Source organism: Neisseria sp. P0019.S003, from assembly GCF_051957115.1.
GTDB lineage: Bacteria > Pseudomonadota > Gammaproteobacteria > Burkholderiales > Neisseriaceae > Neisseria > Neisseria flavescens_D.
In genome coordinates this window covers 226,602-242,498 of record NZ_JBQCWT010000003.1, presented here as the reverse complement: position 1 = coordinate 242,498, position 15,897 = coordinate 226,602, and the positions used below count along the sequence as shown (strand labels likewise).

17 protein-coding genes and 2 tRNA genes are annotated in these 15,897 nt (G+C 47.7%); 4 read left to right on the top strand and 15 right to left on the bottom strand.

Annotated features, from left to right (window positions below; translation table 11 throughout):
- Window positions 1-18 precede the first annotated feature (18 nt).
- From ACTHTS_RS06595 to mraZ, 7 genes are all read right to left on the bottom strand, one after another.
- Window positions 19-540: a M23 family metallopeptidase gene (locus ACTHTS_RS06595; protein WP_308887929.1), complete on the bottom strand. Its 522-nt coding sequence runs from the start codon at window positions 538-540 to the stop codon at window positions 19-21.
- A gap of 276 nt (window positions 541-816) precedes the next feature.
- Window positions 817-1,392 carry a hypothetical protein gene (locus ACTHTS_RS06590; RefSeq protein ID WP_440369578.1) on the bottom strand — a complete coding sequence of 192 codons (576 nt, stop codon included), beginning with the start codon at window positions 1,390-1,392 and terminating at the stop codon, window positions 817-819.
- Between the two features lie 83 nt (window positions 1,393-1,475).
- Window positions 1,476-2,954 (bottom strand): UDP-N-acetylmuramoyl-L-alanyl-D-glutamate--2,6-diaminopimelate ligase, encoded by a 1,479-nt coding sequence (locus tag ACTHTS_RS06585; RefSeq protein ID WP_440369577.1) that lies wholly within the window; start codon window positions 2,952-2,954, stop codon window positions 1,476-1,478.
- A gap of 26 nt (window positions 2,955-2,980) precedes the next feature.
- The gene (locus ACTHTS_RS06580) at window positions 2,981-4,729 is read right to left on the bottom strand and encodes a peptidoglycan D,D-transpeptidase FtsI family protein (protein WP_440369576.1); all 1,749 of its coding nucleotides are present in this window, start codon (window positions 4,727-4,729) and stop codon (window positions 2,981-2,983) included.
- A 74-nt stretch (window positions 4,730-4,803) separates the two neighbouring features.
- Window positions 4,804-5,067 carry a cell division protein FtsL gene (gene ftsL, locus ACTHTS_RS06575; RefSeq protein ID WP_003681879.1) on the bottom strand — a complete coding sequence of 88 codons (264 nt, stop codon included), beginning with the start codon at window positions 5,065-5,067 and terminating at the stop codon, window positions 4,804-4,806.
- Window positions 5,068-5,129: 62 nt separating this feature from the next.
- Window positions 5,130-6,092 carry a 16S rRNA (cytosine(1402)-N(4))-methyltransferase RsmH gene (rsmH, locus tag ACTHTS_RS06570; protein WP_440369575.1) on the bottom strand — a complete coding sequence of 321 codons (963 nt, stop codon included), beginning with the start codon at window positions 6,090-6,092 and terminating at the stop codon, window positions 5,130-5,132.
- A complete protein-coding gene (gene mraZ / locus ACTHTS_RS06565; protein WP_440369574.1) occupies window positions 6,089-6,544 on the bottom strand; it encodes a division/cell wall cluster transcriptional repressor MraZ in 456 nt (151 codons plus the stop codon). Before mraZ ends, rsmH begins: the two co-directional genes overlap by 4 nt.
- A gap of 401 nt (window positions 6,545-6,945) precedes the next feature.
- Here mraZ and ACTHTS_RS06560 point away from each other — a divergent pair, with 401 nt between their 5' ends.
- The 3 genes from ACTHTS_RS06560 to ACTHTS_RS06550 all read left to right on the top strand — a co-directional run bounded on the left by ACTHTS_RS06560 (window position 6,946) and on the right by ACTHTS_RS06550 (window position 8,362).
- Window positions 6,946-8,097, top strand: coding sequence for a class I SAM-dependent methyltransferase (locus ACTHTS_RS06560; protein WP_440369573.1), 1,152 nt, complete (start codon window positions 6,946-6,948; stop codon window positions 8,095-8,097).
- 106 nt (window positions 8,098-8,203) lie between these two features.
- A tRNA-Met gene (locus tag ACTHTS_RS06555) sits at window positions 8,204-8,280 on the top strand.
- A gap of 6 nt (window positions 8,281-8,286) precedes the next feature.
- Window positions 8,287-8,362 (top strand) — tRNA-Ala (locus ACTHTS_RS06550).
- 253 nt (window positions 8,363-8,615) lie between these two features.
- On the opposite strand, the gene ACTHTS_RS06545 is transcribed toward ACTHTS_RS06550, so the two are convergent.
- The 6 genes from ACTHTS_RS06545 to ACTHTS_RS06520 form a co-directional block, all read right to left on the bottom strand.
- Window positions 8,616-9,020, bottom strand: a complete 405-nt coding sequence (locus ACTHTS_RS06545; protein WP_070585198.1) for a ClpXP protease specificity-enhancing factor — start codon at window positions 9,018-9,020, stop codon at window positions 8,616-8,618.
- 11 nt (window positions 9,021-9,031) lie between these two features.
- Window positions 9,032-9,637, bottom strand: coding sequence for a glutathione S-transferase N-terminal domain-containing protein (locus tag ACTHTS_RS06540; RefSeq protein WP_039861850.1), 606 nt, complete (start codon window positions 9,635-9,637; stop codon window positions 9,032-9,034).
- Between the two features lie 214 nt (window positions 9,638-9,851).
- The gene (locus tag ACTHTS_RS06535; RefSeq protein ID WP_440369572.1) at window positions 9,852-10,640 is read right to left on the bottom strand and encodes a cytochrome c1; all 789 of its coding nucleotides are present in this window, start codon (window positions 10,638-10,640) and stop codon (window positions 9,852-9,854) included.
- 14 nt (window positions 10,641-10,654) lie between these two features.
- Window positions 10,655-12,004, bottom strand: coding sequence for a cytochrome b (locus ACTHTS_RS06530; RefSeq protein WP_003681866.1), 1,350 nt, complete (start codon window positions 12,002-12,004; stop codon window positions 10,655-10,657).
- Window positions 12,005-12,022: 18 nt separating this feature from the next.
- On the bottom strand, window positions 12,023-12,604 hold the full coding sequence (gene petA, locus ACTHTS_RS06525; RefSeq protein ID WP_003685865.1) for a ubiquinol-cytochrome c reductase iron-sulfur subunit: 582 nt from the start codon (window positions 12,602-12,604) through the stop codon (window positions 12,023-12,025).
- Between the two features lie 122 nt (window positions 12,605-12,726).
- Window positions 12,727-13,476: a Nif3-like dinuclear metal center hexameric protein gene (locus ACTHTS_RS06520; RefSeq protein ID WP_440369571.1), complete on the bottom strand. Its 750-nt coding sequence runs from the start codon at window positions 13,474-13,476 to the stop codon at window positions 12,727-12,729.
- Window positions 13,477-13,651: 175 nt separating this feature from the next.
- Here ACTHTS_RS06520 and ACTHTS_RS06515 point away from each other — a divergent pair, with 175 nt between their 5' ends.
- Window positions 13,652-14,578, top strand: a complete 927-nt coding sequence (locus tag ACTHTS_RS06515) for a LysR family transcriptional regulator (RefSeq protein ID WP_003748251.1) — start codon at window positions 13,652-13,654, stop codon at window positions 14,576-14,578.
- 74 nt (window positions 14,579-14,652) lie between these two features.
- Here ACTHTS_RS06515 and ACTHTS_RS06510 read toward each other — a convergent pair whose 3' ends face one another.
- Together ACTHTS_RS06510 and ACTHTS_RS06505 are read right to left on the bottom strand one after the other, a co-directional pair.
- Window positions 14,653-15,303, bottom strand: a complete 651-nt coding sequence (locus tag ACTHTS_RS06510) for a TIGR01621 family pseudouridine synthase (RefSeq protein WP_440369570.1) — start codon at window positions 15,301-15,303, stop codon at window positions 14,653-14,655.
- A 1-nt stretch (window position 15,304) separates the two neighbouring features.
- Window positions 15,305-15,883, bottom strand: coding sequence for a TMEM165/GDT1 family protein (locus ACTHTS_RS06505; protein ID WP_440369569.1), 579 nt, complete (start codon window positions 15,881-15,883; stop codon window positions 15,305-15,307).
- Window positions 15,884-15,897 lie beyond the last annotated feature (14 nt).

The window sequence follows — 15,897 nt, the reverse complement described above, 5'->3', positions numbered from 1 at the left end:
AAATCTTGTTCAGAAGGCCTATCTGCTCTGATTAATCAGCGGATACGGATTCACCGCGCCGCTGGGCAGATATACGCCGTAATGCAGGTGGGCCGGTGTGGTTCTAGCGTTGCCGGTTTTACCGACATAGCCGATGACCTGCCCTTCTTTGACTCGCTCATACAGGCGGATACGGGCAAATTTATTCAGATGGGCATAGTAATGCCACGCACCCGGCCCTTGAATACCGATAACTTTACCGCCCAATCGGTTGCGTCCGATTTTGGTCACGATACCGGGCGTCGTACTGCGTATCGGCGTGTTTTTCTTAGCAAAAATATCCACACCTTCATGCCTGCGCCCCTGACTGCGCGCCGCGCCCCAAGTGTCGTCAAAACGCTTGCCTTTAACAGGATTGGGCAGACTTTGCTCGGCAGGAGGCTGTTGCGCCCTCAACTGCTCGATTTCGGCAGTAGGACGCGGAAGTTGTTTGGTTGTACAGCCTGCGAATAAAACTACGGCTGCACTGATTAATAAGGTTTTTGTCGGCATTTTCAGCATCAAATCGGTCTCCTTGTTGTTCAGACGGCCTTGTTAAAAAGTCCTCCGAAACAAACAACTGTGATGGGTTTAATGGCTGACGTGCCGTAATGCGTGTGTCGTGTTGCTTTTATTATGGGGGATAAACGTTTTCAGACGACCTTAAGGCTGCTGGGCCGTCTGAAAATTGATTACATCGTTGTTAAATTCATAGTGGGATTGATGAGTCGAATATGAAGTACAACAAAACCACTCTGCATTTATGATGATTTCACTCTGTCTGTATACTCTCAAAAATTAGTCTTCAATATCGACATATCCTAAATCGATCAGTGCCTGCTCGATATTTCCGACTGCCTCATCATCATCTTTTACCATCAGTAGGAAGGCATTTTCGGTATAACCAATGTCTATTAGTCGAAGCCCATGTGGCTTAAGTAATGCATCGTAAGCCTCTAAGACATAGTTACTATCATTGAACATCGCAAACATTTCCATCTCTTCACTCTCAAAAAGATCTTCCAATTCACCTTGATCATCCGGCACGGGGATACCTTCGTGAGCGCAAAATTCTGCTAATGTACGTTTGCATACTTCGTCATCAATTCCTGTCGCATCTATTTCAATGCCTAGCTTTTGTACAGGATAAAACTTCCCTAATTTTAAATGTGGCTCTTTCCACTCCATATACTCCATAAATTGATGATCAGCATAATGCCATTTACCTGATTCGTGATACCAACCTAAATGCTTAAATAACCAACGACACACCAAATCCTCATCTTCAGCCGGAGGCTCTTTTGGTAAATCTTCACGGGTTAAGTAAGGGACGGCTGAAAGTAAAGCATTGAATAAAGGAGTATAACGTTGCATATTTTTACCTATTAAAAGTGAGATGGAGTAATGTGTAATTTCCTATTTGCCAATAACCTTAAGGAATCATCTGGAAAATATTTTTACCTGAGCTCTGCCAATGCTTTTTCTGCGATTTCAAAATCGGAGAAATGATGCTTCACGCCTTGTACATCCTGATAGTTTTCATGCCCTTTACCGGCAATCAGAATGATGTCGTTCGCGGCAGCCTGCTCAACCGCATAACGGATGGCAACGGCACGATCAACTTCGACGCGTTCAGGATGAGGCACGGCAGGCAAAATATCGTTGATGATGTTTTGAGGATTTTCCAAGCGTGGGTTGTCGCTGGTAACCACCACTTTATCGGCACCCTGAACTGCTGCCGCACCCATCAATGGGCGTTTGCCGCGGTCTCGGTTGCCGCCGCAGCCAAATACGCACCATAAAGCCGCGCCCTGCGGTTTGATTTCCTGCAAAGTGGAGAGTGCTTTTTCCAGTGCATCGGGCGTGTGAGCATAATCGACAACGACCAAAGGTTTGCCGCTGTTCATAATGCAATCCATGCGGCCTGAAGCAGGACGGATTTTTGCCAGTACCTCCAAAACGTTATTGAGTGGATAACCGTTGGCACACAGCAAGGCAACGCAGGCGGCGAGGTTTTGCGCGTTGAACCGTCCGAGCAGACGGGTGCGGCATTTTCCTTCACCCCACGGGGTTTGGAATACGGCTTCCATGCCGTCTGAAGAAGCGGTGAAATCGGTAATACAAATATCGGCTTGCTCGCTGAAACCATAGCCGTAAACGGCTAAATCGGGACAGTCTTTTTTCAGACGGCCTGCGAGTTCCGCACCGTATTCGTCATCGACATTAATGATGGCGTGTTGCAGACCATGCCAGTAGAACAGGCGTGACTTGATGGCACCGTAGGCTTCCATGGTGCCGTGATAATCGAGGTGGTCGCGGGTGAGATTGGTAAAGATTGCACTGCGAAACGGCACGCCGTTGACACGCGATTGGTCAAGGCCATGGCTGGAAACTTCCATCGCGGCGGCTGTTGCGCCTTGCTGGCGGAAGCGGTAGAGCAGGGTTTGAACATCAACGGGAGCTGGCGTGGTATGAGTGGTCTCTTCCAATACGCCCCAAAAACCGTTGCCGACTGTGCCGATAATGGCGGTTTTTTCGCCCAACAGATCGGCAGCTTGCGCCAGCCATTGTGTGATAGAGGTTTTGCCGTTGGTACCGGTTACACCCCAGACTTTAAGGCCGTCTGAAACATTGCCGTAAACCTGTGCCGCCAACATACCGGCGCGATGTTTCAGATCTTTAATGCCTTGATTAGGAACGTTCCATTCGGGATTCCATGTGAATTTGCCGTCATCATCCCAAAAAACAAAGGTTGCACCGTTGGCGATGGCGGCAGGAATATAGCTACGGCCGTCTGTATATTCGCCCTGGCAGGCAACGAAAATGTCACCCTGTTTAATTTGTCGGCTGTCTGAATGCAACAAACGCCCTGCTGCGTTTTCACACAGCAGAGGCGGAAAGTTGGTTTCAGCCAAGGGGGTTAACTTGCTGAACATAAACAATATCTCTTTGATTGTTTGGATTATGACGGTACTTTGACAGTAGCGGTATTACTTAAAGGCTTGGTCGGGGAGACGCCCAAGATGTTCAAGCTTCCGCTCATGACTTCTTTGAATACGGGACCGGCAACCACGCCGCCGTAATAGCCGTTGGCAGTCGGTTCGTCAATGGTAACAGCCACAATCACGCGTGGATTTTTAGCTGGAGCGAAACCGATGAATGTACCGACGTGTTTGTTGTCTACATAGCGGCCATTGACCAGTTTACGCGCCGTACCGGTTTTCGCACCTACGTCAAAACCATCCACAGCACCGGCAGTACCGGTACCGCCGGCTTCAGTAACGGAAACCATCAACTCGCGCACTTTTTTCGCAGTAGAGGCTTTGATGACGCGCTTGCCTTTAGGTGCAACCGCTTGTTTTTCAAAGCTGACCGGCAACAATTCGCCGTCATGGGTCAAGACAGTATAAGCACGCGCCAATTGCAATAAGCTTAATTGCAGACCATAACCGAAAGACATGGTTGCCTGTTCGATTTTTTGCCATCTGCGCCAGCTCCTCAACAAACCTGCAGTCTCACCAGGAAAGCCTGAATGCATACGCACACCCACACCTAAATCGTGATAGAAATCGTACATTTCTTTAGGCGTAAACATGGCAGAAAGTTTACTGGTACCGACGTTGGAAGATTTTTGCATAATGCCGCGCACATCCAAAGTAGGATAAACGTGGGTATCTTGTACGGTAGCCGGACCGATTTTGTAAGGCAGGGTATTGAATGTATCGGTCGTATCCACTTTGCCGGAATCCAGCGCTTTGGCAATGGTAAACGGCTTCATGGCAGAACCGGGTTCGATCATGTCGGTTACGGCACGGTTGCGGCGCTGTTCGCTATTGGCCTGACCCGGTTGATTCGGATCATAAGCCGGGCTGTTGACCAAAGCCAAAATTTCGCCGGTTTGCGCATCCAATACCACAACCGTACCCGCTTTGGCTTTGTGATAAGCCACAGCCTTGTTCAACTCGTCATAAGCCAGCGTTTGAATACGCTGATCCAAAGACAAAATCATGTCTTGCCCGTTTTTAGGCACGCTGTTGCGTGGAGAGTCGAGGCTGTCAACGATATTACCTTTGTTGTCACGCAATACGACTTTCGCACCATCTTCACCGCGCAGACTGTCTTCACGGGAAAGCTCCAAGCCCTCCTGACCTTTGCCGTCGATATTGGTAAAGCCGATAACATGCGCAAACAGATTGCCCATCGGGTAATGGCGTTTCAATTCTTTTTGGAATGCGATGCCTTTAATGCCCAATGCTTTGATTTCTTCTGCTTTCTCGTAGCTGAGTTGACGTTTCAGATAGATAAAGCCTTTGTCTTTTTTAGACAATTTATTTTTCAAAACTTCAACAGGTACATCGGCAATGGCCGACAGTTTTTCTAACTGCTCGTCAGTCGGCATTTCCTCCATACCGGAAGGCATGGCATACAATGATTCAGTAGGCGCACTCAACGCCAATGTAGCACCATTGCGGTCGGTAATCATACCGCGTGATGCAGGCAGCGGAAGTGTGCGCACAAAACGTTGGTCGCCCTGATTTTTCAAAAACTCATGCTGACTGGTTTGCAGATAAACCCCGCGCACCAACAGACCGGTAAATGCCAGCGCAACGGCACCCAGCACCAAACCAATACGTCCGTTACTTGTCAGCGGTTTTTTTGTTTTTGTGGTTCCAGACAGCATTTGAGGTTTATATTCGTTCTTAATTAACATGTTGGACTTCTCATGACTTAGCTGCTCAGTGAGCTATTAATTCCCGTAAACACCTTGAAAACAAGGCTATATTCTTATTTTTTGCGTTCCAGCATAGCCGTATTATGCGCACCAGGCGGAAGCAGATGTTGCTTTTCGGCCGCCACTTTAATCAGTTTGTGATTTGCCAATCTTGCTTGCTCCAATTTCAAGCGCGCGTAATCCTGTTCCAACTGAATTTCCCGCTTTTGCGCCTTATCCAACTCGATAAAGTGCAAGCGCGATTGGTTTTGCTTAAACACTACGGCAAAGGCAGAAACCGTCACCAAAACCAGTAATAAAATATTCAACTTACCCATTTCAAACTTTCAGACGGCCTGCCAACAGAAACATCCCTTGCGACAATGCCGAAACGCTTTCCCTAGTCAACAACCGAAAATTCGCCGCTGCTGCGCTCCGCCACCCGCAAAACCGCACTGCGTGCACGCGGATTAGCTTCAGTCTCTGTCGAACCCGGTTTGATTGCTTTGCCCACAGCCTTCAAAGGCGGCTGAGGCAAATCCGCTTCCTTAACCACTGCCCAACGGGGCAAAGGCGCATGTTGCGAATATTTTTTAATAAACTGCTTCACAATTCTGTCTTCCAGCGAATGGAACGCAATGACAGCCAAGCGTCCACCCTCTTTCAGACGGCCTGCAACCTGCGGCAAGACTGCCTCTACCTCTTCGAGCTCGCGGTTAATAAAGATGCGAACTGCTTGGAAGGTGCGCGTTGCAGGGTCTTGTCCGCGCTCACGAGTACGGACGTTTTGCGCCACAAGCTGCGCCAGCTTGCGGGTTGTATCGATGGGACTCTCCTCGCGTTGCGCAACAATGGCGCGCGCAATCTGGCAACTAAACCGCTCTTCACCATAATTCTTAATTACCTCGTGTAAATCCTGTTCGGATGCGGTTGCAATCCATTCTGCCGCAGACATCCCGCGAGTCGGATCCATCCGCATATCCAACGGCGCATCAAAGCGGAAACTGAATCCGCGGCTGCCATCGTCAATTTGCGGCGACGAAATCCCCAAATCAAAAAGTGCACCGTCAATCTTATCAATGCCCAATTCATCCAAGGCCGTCTGAAATGTCTCAAAACCATTGTGTACGACACTGACACGTTTATCTTGCGCCGCCAGCCCATTGGCTACCGCAATCGCCTCAGGGTCTTTGTCAAAAACAACCAAACGACCCTGCTCGCCCAAACGTGACAAAATCAGCCGGGAATGCCCTCCCCTACCGAACGTACCGTCCACATAAATCCCGTCTTCACGGATTGCCAACGCATCCACCGCCTCATGCAACAAGACAGTAACATGCTGATAATTTTCAACTTTACTCACAATTGCAAATCCGTTTGACTCAATTGGAAAGCCAATTCATCAGGATCGATATCCAAAGCCTGATTCATTTCCTCTTCCCAATGTTCGCGGCCCCACAACTCCATACGGTTTGCACGGCCAACCAAAGTAACTTCTTTTTCAAAATCCACGCGTTTGCGCAGATTGGCCGGAATCAAAACACGTCCGGCGCTGTCCCACTCCAAAATCTCCGCATTGTGCAGCAGCAAATTCTGATACCGTTGCAAAGCTTCATTGCCGGCCACTTTCAACTTCAAAATCTGCTCGGCTTTTTCTTCCCAAACGGGCTCGGGGTACATCAATAATTTTTTTCGGGAATCCAGTGTGACCACAATTGCAGACGTATAACGGCGCAGCAAAATATCGCGGAATTTGGCAGGAATCGCCAACCGCCCTTTACTGTCCATACTCAATTCATGAGCACCGCCAAACACATCACACCCCAAATTCGATTAAAATAAAACAGAGTGGGATTAAAAATCCCATCTTCCTAAAATATTTCGTTTTCACTTCTACGGAACACTTTTTAGGGAAAAGTAACCACTTTCACCTACTATGCCCCACTAACCGACACTATAAGAAATTTTGGCAATCAGGTCAAATCAACCCTTTATCTGAAATGAAACACTAAACACTTAAAATTCAATAGGTTATATATATAGAAATGCATGACAAATTGATATTTTAGTCATTCCATATAGCATAAAATACTATATATAGTATTATTTGTATTCTTAAAATACTACATATAGTATTTTTATACCCAATTACCACCCCTCTCACAAGGGGCTATAATATACAAACAAATTCAAATTTTTTACATTATCTAACAGTCATGAAGCCACAACTCCTCTTTCCTTCCCCTGATGCACAAGCCTCTTCAGCACACCTGACGAAGCTCATAAAAAACGAAATTGAACAACATCAAAACTGGATACCCTTCTCCCGTTTTATGGAGCTTGCCCTTTACACACCTCAATACGGTTATTACAGCGGAGGCAGCCATAAAATTGGTACGGACGGCGACTTCATTACTGCCCCCACCCTCTCCCCCTTATTCGGACAAACCCTTGCCAAACAACTTGCCGAATTACTGCCGCAAACAGCAGGCAATATCTACGAATTTGGTGCAGGTACAGGTCATCTCGCTGCCACACTCTTGCAAAATCTTTCAGACAGCCTGAATCATTACTACATTATCGAGCTATCGGCAGAGCTTGCAGAGAGACAACGTCAACATATTCTTGAGCACACATCTCCCGAAGCAGCCGCAAAAGTCATCCACCTCACCGCATTACCCGAACACTTTGACGGCATCATCATCGGCAACGAAGTATTGGATGCCATGCCGGTTGAACGCTTGATTTATCAAGATGAAGGGTTTCAACAAATCGGCGTGAGCCTAGAGAATGACGAGCTAATCGAAGCCATCAGACCATTGACCCAAGCCGAACTGATACAAACAGCCTCCTTGTACTTCCCTCCCCTCCCTTCATACACAAGCGAGCTGCATCCTGCACAATATGCCTTTATCCAAACCCTGGCCGCCAAATTGCAGCGCGGCGGCATGATATTTATCGATTACGGCTTCGACGCCGCCCAGTATTACCATCCGCAACGTAAAGAAGGCACATTTATCGGCCACTATCGCCACCACACTATCCACGACCCATTTTTCAATATCGGCCTGACCGATTTGACTGCGCACGTTAATTTCACCGATATTGCACGCGCCGGCACGGAATCAGGTTTGGACTTAATCGGCTACCTGCCCCAATCTTATTTCCTGCTCAATCTCGGCATCACCGATCTGCTGACACAAATCGGCAGCTCGGATTCGGTTGAATATATCCAAGCCGCAGCAGCAGTACAGAAACTGATACATCAGCACGAAATGGGCGAACTTTTTAAAGTGATCGCTTTTGGCAAAGATATCAATATCGATTGGACAGGCTTCAGCCACGGCGATATTTGCCATAAGCTATAGCCTGACAACCTACTTTTTATTTTTTAAAAACAATAAGAAATAAAAAAAATCAAAATTAGCGCTTGCCAAATATTCAAAAAAAACTATAATAGCGACTTCACGAAACGGCGAATTAGCTCAGTCGGTTAGAGCAGAGGAATCATAATCCTTGTGTCCGGGGTTCGAGTCCCTGATTCGCCACCAAATTTCGGGGGTATAGCTCAGTTGGTAGAGCGCTTGCATGGCATGCAAGAGGTCAGCGGTTCGATCCCGCTTACCTCCACCACTAAACAAAAAAGCTCTTGTTAAATGCAAGAGCTTTTTTGTTTAGCTTGATTAATAACTGATTGCTCATTAATTTTGCCACTTCAATACCCAATCAATACAATACCTAATCAATACAATACCTAATCAATACAATACCTAATCAATACAATACCTAATCAATACAATACCTAATCAATACAATACCTAATCAATACAATACCTAATCAATAAAAGGCCATCTGAAACATTTCAGACGGCCTTTTATCTTTTAATTACTTCACAAGCTTCAATACTTTTTTCGGTTTTTCTTCCGCAGATTCAGCTTTTTTATCTTCAGCTACCGCAACCTCGGCAGAAGCAGGCTGATATGGTTCTACCTCAAAACCCATACCCTCTCCACTTTCGCGGCCAAATATACTGACAATATGACCGACCGGAATCCAAATCTCGTGCGCTACGCCGGAAAAGCGTGCAGAAAAATTGACCCATTCGTTGTCGATATTCAAGTTATGGCTGGCGGTAGGACCAATATTTAAAACAATTTCATTGTCGCGCACATACTGCATAGGCACACGGGTATGTTCATTTACCCAAGCTACGATGTGCGGTGTTTGGTTATTATCCAAACACCATTCATACAAAGCACGCAACAAATACGGTTTGGTTGAAGTTGCCATAGATCCGTCCTTTAGCGGCGCATGGCTTTTTCAGCCGGCGTCAATGCTTCAATAAAGGCTTCACGTTGGAAAATCCGCTCGGCGTATTTCAGCAAAGGCGCAGCAGATTTACCTAGTTTGATGTCGTAATAGTCCAAACGCCACAACAGTGGAGATAAGGCAACATCAATCATAGAAAAGTCATCGCCCAAGATGTATTTGTTTTTAGTAAAAGACGGTGCCAATAGTGTCAAACCATTGCCAATGGCTTCACGCGCTTTAGCTTGTTCTTTATTGGTAGATTCAGGGTTTTCCAACACTTGCACCAAGCTGAACAATTCTTTTTCCATACGGTACAGTACCAAACGGCCGCGACCGCGCATAACAGGATCACCCGGCATCAACTGAGGATGAGGGAAACGCTCATCAATATATTCATTAATAATATTTGATTCGTGCAAAATCAAATCACGCTCAACCAGAACCGGTACTTGGTTATACGGATTCATCAAAGCCAAATCTTCAGGTTTATTGAACACGTCCACATCTTTGATTTCAAAATCCATGCCTTTTTCGTACAGCACAAAACGGCAGCGTTGGCTGAATGGACAAGTAATACCTGAATACAATGTCATCATAATCTTTTACTCCTGATAAATCTTTTCAGACGGCCTTAAGCCTTATAAAAATTCAGAAAGAATTATACATAATTTCAAATACTTAATCCAGAAATTTAAAATAACATACTGTTTACATTAAGCAATTTTTAGATTTGCATTAATCCGACATAAATTGATTAAGCAAACAAAAAAGGCAAACCTAAAACAGGTTTGCCTTTTTGATTCAAAAGAATTAGTGAACGTCTTTCCAGAATTCTTTTTTCAGGAAGTAAGCCAATGGGAGCATTACTGCAAACAGGAATGCCAGAACCATGTAGCCGATACGGTGGCGTTGCAACTGAGCAGGCTCACCCATGTATACCAGGTAGTTTACCAAATCGCGCACATAAGCATCGTACTCTTTTTGGATTACTTTACCGTTAGGCAGACGACGGCTATGCAGACCGGTAGATTCCCAATACAGTTTAGGAGTCAGGTTGCCATGCTCGTCTTTAATCATAACGGGCTGACCTTTGGCATCCAACTCAACGGCTTGAACACCTTGTTGCTCCCACAATGGGTGAGGCATACTCGCGCCGGCCAAAACGGTATTATTCCAACCGTTCGGACGAGTTGGGTCTTTATAGAAACCGCGCATATAGGCATACAGGTAGTCTGCACCTTTAGAACGAGCAATCAGGGTCAAATCCGGCGGAGGCGCACCCAACCATTTGGAGGCATCTTTCGGATCCATTGCCGCTACCATTACGTCACCAACGTTGTCTGTTGTGAACATCAGGTTTTTCTTGATTTCATCTTCAGTCAAACCAATATCTTTCAGACGGTTGAAGCGCATACCGCTTGCAGAGTGGCAAGACAAACAGTAGTTTGTAAAGACTTGCGCACCGTGCTGCAGACTAACTTGATCACGCAGGTCGATATCGACTTTTTCGTAGTTTGCATGGCCGCCACTGGCGACGGCTGCACTCATAGGCACTGCCAGCAATAAGGCAGCAAACCAGTTTTTCAGAGTTTGTTTCATTTTCGCTGCCCTCATCAGATATTGGTTGCAAACAAGTAAGCACCAACAACGGTAATACCGACGTAAACAAAGAACATAATTTTTTGTTTAGTAGTGCTCATGGTTACGCGTTCAGGAACTGGTTTGTTGGTATCCAGTTTGGTATAGAACGGCATACCCAGGAAGAATGCAAAGTAGACGAAAGACAGGATACGTGCAACCAAAGTACGAGTATCAGTTGCTACCATTGCACCCAAAATACCCAAACCGATGAAGGCAATGATGAACAGAACCAACGCAGTTTTGAAGATTGGGCCGCGATAGCGGACAGATTTAACCTCGCCTTTATCCAACCAAGGCAACAAGGCGATCAGGACAACTGCCGCACCCATACCGATTACACCCCATACTTGAGTACCGGCAAAGGAAGGAATCGCACGCAGAATTGCGTAGAACGGAGTGAAGTACCATACCGGCGCAATGTGCGGAGGTGTTTTCAGCGCATTCGCTGCATCGAAGTTTGGCGCTTCCAAGAAGTAGCCGCCGCCTTCAGGTGCAAAGAACAACACAGAACAGAAGACAATCAGGAATACAACGACGCCCAAGATGTCTTTAACGGTGTAGTAAGGATGGAATGGGATCCCATCGCGTGGAATACCGTTTTCGTCTTTGTTTTTCTTGATTTCAACGCCATCAGGGTTGTTAGAACCCACTTCATGCAGGGCGATGATGTGAGCCACAACCAAGCCGAGCAATACCAGAGGTACTGCGATAACGTGCAGGGCGAAGAAGCGGTTCAAAGTAACGTCGGAAACGTTGAAGTCACCACGAATCCAAGTGGACAAATCAGGACCGATAACAGGGATGGCGGAGAACAGGTTAATAATTACCTGCGCACCCCAGAAGGACATTTGACCCCAAGGCAACAGGTAACCCATAAAGGCTTCTGCCATCAATGCCAAGAAAATCAGGGAACCGAAAATCCACACCAATTCACGAGGTTTTTTGTACGAACCGTAAATCAGACCACGGAACATATGCAGATAAACGACGATGAAGAAGAAAGATGCGCCGGTGGAGTGCATGTAGCGGATAATCCAGCCGCCGGACACGTCGCGCATGATGTACTCTACTGCGGTAAAGGCAGCAGGCAAATGGTAGGCGTTAAGGTTGCCGTCCGGTTTGTAGTTCATGGTCAGGAAAATACCGCTGACGATTTGAATCACAAGGACAAGCAGGGCCAAAGAGCCGAAGTAATACCAGAAGTTGAAGTTCTTCGGCGCATAGTATTGAGCCAAATGCTCATTCCACATTTTAGACAGAGGGAAGCGAGCGTCCATCCAGCCTAACAATGCTTTTGCTTTGCTATTGGTTTGGTTTGCCATAATTATCGTTCCTTATTTTTAGTCTTCGCCCACCAAAACAGTTGTATCGCTCAGATATTTGTAAGGCGGTACAACCAAGTTGGTCGGTGCAGGAACACCTTTGTATACTCGGCCTGCAATGTCGAATTTCGAACCGTGGCAAGGGCAGAAGAAACCGCCTTTCCAGTCTGCACCCAAGTCGGCGGGAGCAATGTCGGGACGGTAAGTCGGAGAGCAACCCAGGTGGGTACAGATACCGATAGCGACGAGGAGGTTCGGCTTGATCGAACGGTGCTCGTTTTTAGCGTATTCCGGTTGCTGATCCACTTCGGAATTAGGGTCTGTAACTGCACCATCCAAACTTTTCAAGTCTTTGAGCTGTTGATCTGTGCGGTTGACCAGCCAAATCGGTTTGCCCTGCCATTCGGCAGTCAGCATTTGGCCTGCTTCGATTTTGCTGACATCTACTTCGACAGCAGCACCGGCAGCCTTAGCTTTCTCCGATGGGAAGAAGCTGGCCACGAAAGGCGTAGCTACGCCCAGAGCCGCCACACCGCCTGCACCGCATGTAGCCAGTGTCAGGAAACGGCGGCGACCGTTGTTGATTTCTTGATTATCCATTATTCAGTCGTCCTAAAATTTTGGGAATACCGAGCCATTAAACAGCGTAATTCTACCTAGTTTGTTGTAATACTCAAAGCATTATTTAAAATAAGGTAAAGTTTTATGATATTGCTCAATACTCAGGCAGGGTTGTTTTCATCAAAGTGAACCACTTCGATACCGAATTTTTCTGCCACGGCATCGCCTAAGGCACGTACGCCGTAGCGTTCTGTCGCATGATGGCCGGCACTGATAAACGCCACACCCGTTTCATTGGCAAGATGATATTGCGCTTCGGAAATTTCACCGGTCAGATATGCATCGACACCTTCGTCTACGGCCGTCTGAAAAAACCCCTGCGCACCGCCGCTGCACCAGGCAATACGTTTGATTTCGCGTTCAAAATCACCGATAACGGTCGGCTTGCGGCCAAATACCGCCTCAATGCGTTCAGACAACTGCGCCAATGTTTGCGTGGTTTTCAGACGGCCTGTATTCAACAGGTTTTGCTCGCCGAATTGTTTTTCGAGCACCCAATCGAGTTTCTCGGCCAACTGCGCGTTATTGCCCAGTTGTGGGTGAGCGTCCAGCGGCAAGTGGTAGCCCGCCATATTGATTTGGTGTTGCAGCAAGGTTTCAATGCGTGCTTTTTTCCAACCGGTAATCGTGACGGGCTCGCTTTTCCAAAACATGCCGTGGTGAACCAAAAGCATATCTACCCCATGCTCTACGGCAAAATCGATTGCAGCTTTGCTGGCGGTAACCGAAGTGGCGATTTTGGCAATTTCTTCTTTGCCTTCGACCTGCAAACCGTTGGGCGCATAGTCCTTAAACAGCCCGACCTGCAATGTCTCATCGCACCAAGCCAGAATTTCGCGGCGTAAAGCCATATTCCGCTCCTTATATCTATCTTCAAAAACAGCTTCGCATTCTAACCGCAAAATCTGTTTATGCCTCAAATTCTTACATTCCGATTTCAGCAATCATTCCCAACATTAATCATTTGCACATCATCATGAATTATTTTAATATACGCTACCTTACCCACAGGCCGTCTGAAAACACATGGACTCTATTATCGAATTGCGTCATCTCAAAACCTTGCTGGCTTTAGAAGAAACCGGCAGCGTTTCCCTTGCCGCCAAACGGGTTTTCCTGACCCAATCCGCCCTGTCGCACCAAATCCGCGCCTTGGAAAATTATTACGAAACGCCGTTGTTTGAACGTAAATCCACACCTTTGCGCTTCACTCCGGCCGGTATGCGCCTATTGCAACTGGCGCGTGAGCTGTTGCCGCAGGTTGCCGCCGCCGAACGTGATCTGGTACGGATTATCGAAGGCGAAGCGGGCGAACTCAGACTTGCCGTCGAATGCCACACCTGCTTCGACTGGCTGATGCCTGCCATGGGCGAATTCCGCCCGTTATGGCCGCAAGTTGAATTGGACATCGTTTCCGGTTTCCAAGCCGATCCGGTCGGGCTGCTGCTGCAACACCGCGCCGACCTTGCCATCGTTTCCGAAGCCGAGCCGCTCAACGGCATCAGCTACCGCCCTCTGTTTGCCTATGAAATGGTCGGCATCTGCGCAGAAGACCACCCGCTTGCCGACAAAGACGTTTGGGAAGCGGAAGATTTTATCGACGAAACCCTGATTACTTATCCCGTCCCCGACGAAATGCTGGATTTGCCCAAAAAAGTGCTGCTGCCCAAAGGCATTAATCCGCCGCGCCGCCATAGCGAGCTGACCATTGCCATTATCCAGCTGGTTGCCAGCAAACGCGGCATCGCCGCCCTGCCCTATTGGACGGTCATGCCGTATCTGGAAAAAGGCTACGTCGTCCACCGCAAAATCACTTCAGACGGCCTGCAAAGCAAACTTTATGCCGCCATTCGTACGGAAGATGCCAACAAAGGCTATCTGGACAACTTCTGCCAAATCACGCACGACCGCTGTTTTGCCGACTTGCCGGGTTTGAGCGAATTGGAAATGTAAACTTGAAACAATCAAAAGGCCGTCTGAACAATTTCAGACGGCCTTTTTTAATATACACAAAAATCTCACTGCTTCTATTCGGATTCATCCGAACCCAAACACGCCGACAAATCGATTTCAGACGGCCATGTTTTATCAGGCGTAACCCGAATATCGAAATGCTCGCCGCGATAGTCGAAAACCAAACGCCAAGCGTGCAAAAACAGATGTTCTGCCTCATCGCCGCCATACAGCGTATCGCCCAAAATCGGGCTGCCTATGCTTTTCATGGTCACGCGCAGCTGATGGGTTTTGCCGGTGAACGGTTGCAACACAAACAGGCGCAAACCGGGCTTCAGGCTTTGGCTGCTGAAACGGGTAACGGCAAAATTATCCTCATCACGCGTCAGCTTCCATGTACCGCGCCGCGAACGCGCCATACCGCCCTTCACCCAACCCTGCTTTTTCGCCGGCTTGTGCGTACCGAGTGCCAAATAAGTTTTACGCATGGTTTTCTCGACAAACTGTGCCGACAAAGCCGCCGCGCTGTCGCGGTTTAACGCAAACAGCAACAGGCCGCTGGTGGCTTTATCCAAACGGTGAACCAGCCACACGCGCTCAACGCCGAGCTGCTGCGCCAGCGATGCGGTCAGACAAACATCCCCTTCTGATTCGCTGTGCACCGATACGCCGCAAGGCTTATTGATGGCCACAAAGTCTTCGTGTTCAAAAACAATGTCCCACATTTCAGACGGCCTTCAACACAATACCGTCGCCAAGCAGGGTCAAAATGCCCAGCAGGCAGAACAAGATACACGCAACAATGCGCACTGCTTTGGCCGGAATCTTGCGCATCAGCATTTCGCCCAAATACACGGCAGGCACAGAAGCAATCATCAAACCGGCAATACTGCCGACCACAACCAGCAGGATAGATTGGTATTTTGCCGCCAAAAGAACCGTCGCAATTTGCGTTTTATCGCCGATTTCCGCCAAGAAGAACAGGATGACCGTCGCCGTAAATGCGCCGTATTTCAACCATTTGCCATCAGGGTCTTCGTCTTTATCCGGCAACAGCAACCACAATCCAACCGCAATAAAACTGCCTCCGACCACCCATTTCATGACTTCGGGCGAAATAGCGGATGCCAGCCAGACACCGAGTGCGGCTGAAACAAGATGGTTCAACAGGGTTGCAATAAAGATACCGGCAACAATCGCGTTTTTGTGGGCAAAACGTGCAGCCAAAAAGAGCGCGAGCAATTGCGTTTTATCGCCGATTTCGGCAATGGCAACGCCCAGCGTCGAGGAGAAAAAAGCTTCCATGATTTAAGATACTC